At 36.9% G+C, this 6,886-nt stretch carries 9 protein-coding genes and 1 pseudogene; 8 read left to right on the top strand and 2 right to left on the bottom strand.

The genetic code is table 11. The features are described 5' to 3' along the window. The coding region (locus tag LBH98_04205) for a leucine-rich repeat domain-containing protein (GenBank protein MDR0303961.1) at positions 1-1,787 on the bottom strand (1,787 nt) is incomplete at its 3' end. 496 nt (positions 1,788-2,283) lie between these two features. On the opposite strand from LBH98_04205, the gene LBH98_04200 reads away from it, so the two are divergent. The 8 genes and pseudogenes from LBH98_04200 to LBH98_04165 all read left to right on the top strand — a co-directional run bounded on the left by LBH98_04200 (position 2,284) and on the right by LBH98_04165 (position 6,511). Next, positions 2,284-2,676, top strand: a complete 393-nt coding sequence (locus tag LBH98_04200; protein MDR0303960.1) for a nucleotidyltransferase domain-containing protein — start codon at positions 2,284-2,286, stop codon at positions 2,674-2,676. Further along, positions 2,631-2,897 (top strand): hypothetical protein, encoded by a 267-nt coding sequence (locus LBH98_04195; GenBank protein ID MDR0303959.1) that lies wholly within the window; start codon positions 2,631-2,633, stop codon positions 2,895-2,897. The genes LBH98_04200 and LBH98_04195 overlap by 46 nt, the downstream gene beginning before the upstream one ends. A gap of 24 nt (positions 2,898-2,921) precedes the next feature. Beyond that, positions 2,922-3,335 carry a hypothetical protein gene (locus tag LBH98_04190; protein MDR0303958.1) on the top strand — a complete coding sequence of 138 codons (414 nt, stop codon included), beginning with the start codon at positions 2,922-2,924 and terminating at the stop codon, positions 3,333-3,335. Positions 3,336-3,417: 82 nt separating this feature from the next. Further along, positions 3,418-3,831 (top strand): flagellar assembly protein FliW, encoded by a 414-nt coding sequence (gene fliW / locus LBH98_04185; GenBank protein MDR0303957.1) that lies wholly within the window; start codon positions 3,418-3,420, stop codon positions 3,829-3,831. Positions 3,832-3,835: 4 nt separating this feature from the next. Next, a pseudogene (csrA, locus tag LBH98_04180) lies at positions 3,836-3,997 on the top strand (carbon storage regulator CsrA). A 250-nt stretch (positions 3,998-4,247) separates the two neighbouring features. Beyond that, positions 4,248-4,691: a hypothetical protein gene (locus LBH98_04175; GenBank protein MDR0303956.1), complete on the top strand. Its 444-nt coding sequence runs from the start codon at positions 4,248-4,250 to the stop codon at positions 4,689-4,691. Between the two features lie 164 nt (positions 4,692-4,855). Beyond that, positions 4,856-5,665, top strand: coding sequence for a hypothetical protein (locus LBH98_04170; protein MDR0303955.1), 810 nt, complete (start codon positions 4,856-4,858; stop codon positions 5,663-5,665). A gap of 18 nt (positions 5,666-5,683) precedes the next feature. After that, positions 5,684-6,511 carry a polysaccharide deacetylase family protein gene (locus tag LBH98_04165; GenBank protein ID MDR0303954.1) on the top strand — a complete coding sequence of 276 codons (828 nt, stop codon included), beginning with the start codon at positions 5,684-5,686 and terminating at the stop codon, positions 6,509-6,511. Between the two features lie 31 nt (positions 6,512-6,542). Here LBH98_04165 and LBH98_04160 read toward each other — a convergent pair. Beyond that, on the bottom strand, positions 6,543-6,886 hold a 344-nt coding region (locus LBH98_04160; protein MDR0303953.1), incomplete at its 5' end, for a hypothetical protein.

The raw sequence follows: 6,886 nt of genomic DNA, 5'->3' as shown, positions 1-6,886 counted from the left end.
TTCTCACGCAGGTCGTTCTCGCTATCGGTTCCTGTAGAGTCGCTTGCAAAGCCTACATATTCTACCATGCCGCTAAGATGTTCCTCCAACTCCGCTTCCGTCTCATATTTGTAACTCAGGCTAAGTTTATTGTTCACCGTACCTTTCAGGCGTGCGGTCAGAGATTTGGGAAGTATTTTGTAATCAACTCTGGTGTTGACAAGAGTATAATTATTGTGGTAAATATTGCTATTGTGTTCCGGTACTATCTGAACAACAGGTGCAAGACCGTTTACCTCTGTGTATTCACCGACCACAGAGTATGTGGGAGCTATATAAACATGATTTCTATCAATTTCATCAGACTCTAAACTCCAAGCAGGATGTTGTATCATCTTATTGTAAACAAATTCCCGTTCCTCTCCCCAAATCACTCTAATTTCTTTGGGATTTATAGTGTAGGCTTGCTGTTCGCCTGAAAGGATAATATTATTGTTCGGCTCTACTAAACCTGCATACACACGATTACTTCCGGCATTTATGCTTTCGTAATCTGTTTTTATCACCTTAGCAGGAAACTTTGGATTGCCGCTTGTCGGAGTAGGCACTTGCCTTTCACCGTTATAAGTAAAAGTTGTGTTCTCCCAACTTACCGAAACCGTACACTTTTGTATTTCAAACTGTATCGGTTTTTTTGTAATGCCGCTGTGTTCATATTCATCGATTAAGGTAATCATTGCGATCGCATTTCTTCCTGCGTCTATGTTGTTTTCATACTTATCGACAGTAAAACCGACGCCTTCTTCCAATATTTTCTTCTCGCCTTTTAAATAAAGTCTTACCGTCCCGATTCTTTGCTCGCCGCCGTCATAAATATAAGTCGTCGTATCAGCAAAGATTTCTATATCTTCCCCTAATGTGTAATGCCATTTTGCGTAAAGAATAGTGTCTTGTGTTACAATATTACTTGTAAAGTTCCACAAATTTTTCCATTCCGTGTCTGTGTACCAGCCGACAAACATATAGTCGTCTCTTGTCGGTTCGTCAGGTTCGTTAATCCTTGAAAATCCCAAAACACCTGTTACTTGATCTACCGGCGAACCGCCGAGTGAGTTAAACGTTACTGTGTTGGTATTATTTGTTTTTTGCGGATGAAAATAAAACACGTCCATAGACAACTCATTCAACCCAAGAATTTTACTTTCGTTCTCTAAATAATTTGCCCTTACATCAAGATACCACCAACTTTTAGTATTCATCTTCGACAAATCTAATGTCGTCAATTGATTATTTGAACAGTCCAAATATATCAGTTCTGTATTCTTCGACAAATCTAATGTCGTCAATTGATTATTTGAACAGTCCAACCATCCCAGTTCTGTATTCTTCGACACATCCAGTGTTGTCAGTTGGTTGCTGGAGCAATCCAACGCCGTCAGGGCGGTATTCTTCGACACATCCAGTGTTGTCAGTTGGTTGCTGGAGCAATACAATTCCGTCAGGGCGGTATTCTTCGACACATCCAGTGTTGTCAGTCGATTGTAGTCGCAATCCAACGTCGTCAATCCTGTAAAATATTCTATGCCGGCAAAAGAAGATATTCTGGAATTTGCCAGGATAAGCGATTTTACAGTATCCACATCGCTGTCGTATATCGGAGCGGGAGCGGTTTTATTTATTGCCTTATACACTTTCGCCTTAAAGTTCGGGTCGGTGAACTTATCCGTTATATCTACCTGTCCCATCGCTACAACTGCGGCAATCACCATCGCCGACATTACTTTTAGAAATCTGTTTCCCGCTTCCATAAAAACCTCCAATAGTGCATACAAAAGTTAATAACTTATGAATTATGGAAAAGAAGGCAGCGGTAAAACTTAGAAAGGCTGTCCCACCCATAATCATAGTTTTACCAAATAACGATGAATTTCACCTGTGTTGAATAAATAGGTGTTTAATAGGCAGAACAACCGATTAGAAAGTTCAACCCTATTTATTCAATAAAAAGACATAAAGAACACAAATGAAAAGTTGAATATTCCAACAATCCATCGTTATTTGGTATATGTAAAATAATATTATGTTTTTGATAGGAAACAAAAAAAGTTTGTTTTGTTAGATTATTCCGTAATAGATTGTCTGTTCGGAGTATTTGCCTGTAACAGTCCATCATTAGTAACCTATTAGAAAATTTCTAACGGTTCAAAACACAAGCGGAATGCAAATCTCTTTGTATTCCGCTTGTGTTTTATGAAACGGACAAATAGTATATTTCATATGTAATACTTTAAAATCAGGAGAAATATGGAAATAAGCGATGAAATTCTTGATATTAAAGATAAAATTCTTGGAACCGTCAAAGATTGCGAGAAAATTATTTTGTTTGGTTCTTATGCTTACGGGAATCCAAAAAAAGACAGCGATTATGACTTTTATATCGTTTTGAACGACAAAGATGAAAATCCATTTGTCGTTATGGGAGATATTTACAAAACATTAGATAAACAACCTATTAAAACCTCAGTAGATATTCTTGCTAACTATAAAAATAAATTTGAAACACATAGTAAAATGCCGACAATAGAGCGGACAATTGCAAATAAAGGAATAGTTTTATATGAACGAAGTCTTAACGGGAATATGAGAAGAGGATGGGTAGAGAAGACGCGATACGCGAAGCGGCTAGCGACTGCGTAAAGCGAAACGTATTAAAGAGATTTTTGGAGAATAACGGAGGAGAAGTTATGAGTATGTTATTAACGGAATGGAATTGGGATGACGCTCTGCGGGTTCAGAAAGAAGAGGGCAGGCAGGAAGGCAGACAGGAAGAAAGACGAAAACTTCTTGAACTTCTTGAACAGGGTATTACGCTTTCTGAAGTGAAAAAGAAACTTGGATTGGATAGCGTCAAGTTATAAGTATGTTACTAACGGAATGGAATAATGAGTAAAGAAATAGAAGAAACAAGCGAGTTAAAATTGGATTTTGACAAACTTTCGGAAATCTGCGAAAAAAAAATCGGAGTCATTCCCGTCGCGGTTCAAAACGCCGATACAAATGAAATAATTTTGATAGCCTATATCAATAAAGAGGCGTTGGAATTGTCCGTTAAAACCAAAATTGCGACTTTTTTCAGTACTTCGCGAAACGAAATTTGGGTAAAGGGAGCGGCTTCCGGAGCAAAATTTGAATTATTGGAAATCTTTGTAAATTGTGAACAAAATTCGCTCGTGTATAAAGTCCGTCCTACGAAAGAAAATATTTGCCATACAAAAAACAAAAGAGGAGAAGCGAGAAACTGTTACTACCGAAAATTAGACTTTAATACGAATAAACTGATAAACCTAAATCCTTAAAAAACAGATTGAAAAAAATTCTTGCATATTATACATGGCAAAAAAGATTTTATACATGAAAACAATAACCGGAGTTTGATAATTGGAATATACTTTTGAAGATTTGGTATTTTCACCCGACGATGTCATAACTTTTAACGACGGCATTCCGGGATTTGAGGATAATAAAAAATTCGTTATTATCCGAAATGAAAATTACGCTCCTTTTGAGTGGCTCGTTTGCGTTGACGGAACGAAATTACGGTTTGCGATGCTTAACCCGATGATCGTATATAACGAATATTCTCCGAATATTTCGCGCACTCAGGTGGAAGATTTGTGTTTACAAAATTCGGAAGATATACTGATGTATGCGTTTGTAACGATTTCGGCTTTACCCAGCGAATCGACGCTAAACCTTGCGGCGCCAGTGATTATTAACACCAAAGAAAAATTAGGACGGCAGATAATTTTGGAAAATTCCCAGTATTCGACGCGTGAACCGGTAATGAGGTAACGATATGTTGATACTGACAAGAAAAGAAGGGGAATCGATACGTATAGGAGACCATATTTCAATTAAAATAGTGGCTATGGACGGACATCATTGTAAAATCGGCGTAGATGCTCCGCGTAACGTGAGCGTCAATCGTGAAGAAGTTTATCAGAAAATTAAATTTGAAAATCTTACGGCGGCGACCACTCCGGAAAATATTGATTTCGGCGGAATCGCAGGGATACTCAAAGTAAAAAGCGCCAATTTATCGACTCCGGCGCTTAAAAATTTGTTCGATAAAAAAGAATAAATTCAAAATTTCTTGAGATTTTAACTTTTTTTTGCAAAAAAAATAAAAATTTTCGGTTTTTTTGTACGAATTTTATTATATTACATAATATACATGAGAATGAGTTTACTCATAAAGGAGGATAATTATGCGTATTTTCAAGTTTGCATTAATCGGATTATTGTTTACAGTCACCTCGTCTTTCGCGCAGAAAACTTTTTATGTCGTTCCAAATAGTGACAATGTCGGCGTTTACGCCAATCAGGTTCGACAAATGAACGAAAAAGCCATAGAGACGGTAGGCAAGGCAAACGTCCTTCGCGTTATTGAAACGAAAGGTAATTACTACAAAGTCAGAACCGACGCCGGAAACGAAGGTTGGCTTGAAAAACGTCTTGCGACCAGAAACGACGCTAAAAAAGCTTACGTATTTGACGATGTTGAAATACAAGGATACCTTGACAATCCGACGCCTATTTACATTACAGACGTTGACGAAGGCAGTATTGCCGCTATTGAATTAGACCGTTCGTTCGCAGACGCTATTAAAAGGAATGTAGATAAAGAGCATGTAAACAGAGCTCTCAGATAGTACGATTTTTGCATGTTCTTTTAGAGTGTATCTTTAGTCAAAGTCCTTATTTTTTGTTCTGTCGAAACGACAGAACTTTATTTTTATGTAATGTATAATGAGTTTTTGCATAGATCATAGACGGTTAGTAGTAATTTGAATTTTCTAAAATTTGGGAGATTTTAATGGCAGGTACTAAAAACGGCAAGAAAAAAACGAATGTGGAACCAAACACAGCCTTGCCGAAAGATGAAATTGAGATTATCTCCGATTATGAAGATTCGCCTGTAATACAACAAAAAAACAAGACTTCGGACAAAGAAAATTATTCCGACGTGTTCCTTGACGACGATAAAGCCGACACCGATAAAGAATCGTACGACGTAAAGAATCAAAAAGGTTCTGAGACGGTATCGGTTTACGATTCGTATTTTGACGAAGGCGTTACGGAAATAAAAGACATTTCAGCCGATAAGAAAAAAGACGACGAACAAAAAATACAAATTCCTGAAGAAAACAAAGAAACCGCAATACAACATTCCGAAAGTTATTCAGAAATTTATTTGGACGATACGTTTGGCGTTGAAGTCAAAAACGACGAAGTTAAAAATGACGAATTTGAAATTTCCGAACCGCAAAAACATGAAATTGTTATTCAAGACGTCATATTGGATACCGCTATGGAATACGGCGCTTCGTCAGATCAAGATCGGTCCACGAATTCCAAAATGAAAAAATACGATCCTATCGTTGAGGACGTCTTATTTGAAGAACCGGAAAACATAATTACCGTTCCTGTCGATAATGCAGAAATTAACCCTATAAAAGCGGCATTTGAAAATAGACAGGATGGCGCATGGATTTCACCGGAAACCATATTATATACATCGGTAGATGTAAATTCTAAAAAAATGGAACAAATTATAGCAAAAAAGAAAATGCCGGTCAATCCGAAATATAAAAAAAGTTTTTTTGATAAATTGCTAAAAAGATAAAAATAGAATACTCAAGCGATGGTTATTTTTTTCTCACTTACAGCGATACCGTTTTTCATCGGTCTTATTTTGCTTTGTTTTTCACAAAAGAGCAAAAAAACGGGCGTTTTGCTTTTTCATAGAATATCAAAAAAACATCCCAAATCACTCTCGCAGATCTCGGCAAAACAATTATATAAATTTTGCGAACAAATTTGTTTATCGTCCAAAAAGGCGGTCGTTTTTTCGCAATATTCAATGCAAAGCGAAAACAATATTTCAATAGTTTTTGACGACGGCGACAAATCCGTATTTGATATCGCTTATCCGATATTAAAAAAATATAATTTGACGGCGACGGTATTTATCGCAAGCGGCATTATCGAAAACGAAAAAATCGACGATTTTTATAGTACAAAAAATATGATGTCCGCCGAAAACATAAAAGAATTATCGGATTTCGGCTGGGAAATCGCAAGCCACGGCGTCAGGCATCTTGATTTAACGCTTCTTGACGAAAACGATTTGTACGGCGAGCTAGTTCATTCAAAAGCAAAAATAGAAAAATTGACCGGAAAACCCGTATCGGCGTTGTCGTTTCCATACGGTTCGTGGAATGAAAAAATTGTGAAAACGGCGCAAAACTGCGGTTATGAAAAATTTGCAGTTTACCGGAAACACAAGTTTGCCGACGAAAAAAAAATAATCCCCGCAACCGCCGTTTATCCGTTTGACAATTCGGAGGGGATTAAGCGTAAAATTTCAGGTGAAATAAACGGAATCACCAAAGCGACATCGCTCATTGTTCCGCATTTCGCAAAAGGAACGCCGATGTTTTTCTGGAATAAACTGTATAAGTTTCCATAATACACCTGACTTCATCAATGCGACACTCATTTTAAGGCGACCAAAAATTTTCGTCAAATAATAGTGCAATAGATTTATGTTTTTGCGTTATCTGCATTGTTTTGCTAATCGTTTCTCCGCTTGTGGGCAGTTTGATTTTCAATGTCGTAATGGTTTTTGCTATATTTATGATTTTGTCAACACTTAAGTCGATATTTTTTATCTTCAAAATGCGTTCAAACTCTTTATAAACTTTGTAAGCCACAAAACATAAACTTATCAAATGGCGTTGGGCTATATTTACTTTATCGTAAGCATAGTTTCCGTCTGTGCAAAGATATTTTATCTTAAATCTACGCTTTAGACGATGCGCTATATTTCTATAAGCGGACACAT

Source organism: Chitinispirillales bacterium (assembly GCA_031254455.1).
In the GTDB taxonomy this organism is placed as follows: Bacteria; Fibrobacterota; Chitinivibrionia; order Chitinivibrionales; family Chitinivibrionaceae; genus WRFX01.
The sequence above is the reverse complement of the archived record's forward strand: the minus strand, read 5'-3'. Positions and strand labels throughout refer to the sequence as shown.

Bases quoted from the DNA above. Each gene is read 5' to 3' on its own strand.
- LBH98_04200 (MDR0303960.1), top strand. From the start codon at position 2,284: ATGGAAATAAGCGATGAAATTCTTGATATTAAAGATAAAATTCTTGGA.
- LBH98_04195 (MDR0303959.1), top strand. From the start codon at position 2,631: ATGGGTAGAGAAGACGCGATACGCGAAGCGGCTAGCGACTGCGTAAAG.
- LBH98_04190 (MDR0303958.1), top strand. From the start codon at position 2,922: ATGAGTAAAGAAATAGAAGAAACAAGCGAGTTAAAATTGGATTTTGAC.
- LBH98_04175 (MDR0303956.1), top strand. From the start codon at position 4,248: ATGCGTATTTTCAAGTTTGCATTAATCGGATTATTGTTTACAGTCACC.
- LBH98_04170 (MDR0303955.1), top strand. From the start codon at position 4,856: ATGGCAGGTACTAAAAACGGCAAGAAAAAAACGAATGTGGAACCAAAC.
- LBH98_04165 (MDR0303954.1), top strand. From the start codon at position 5,684: ATGGTTATTTTTTTCTCACTTACAGCGATACCGTTTTTCATCGGTCTT.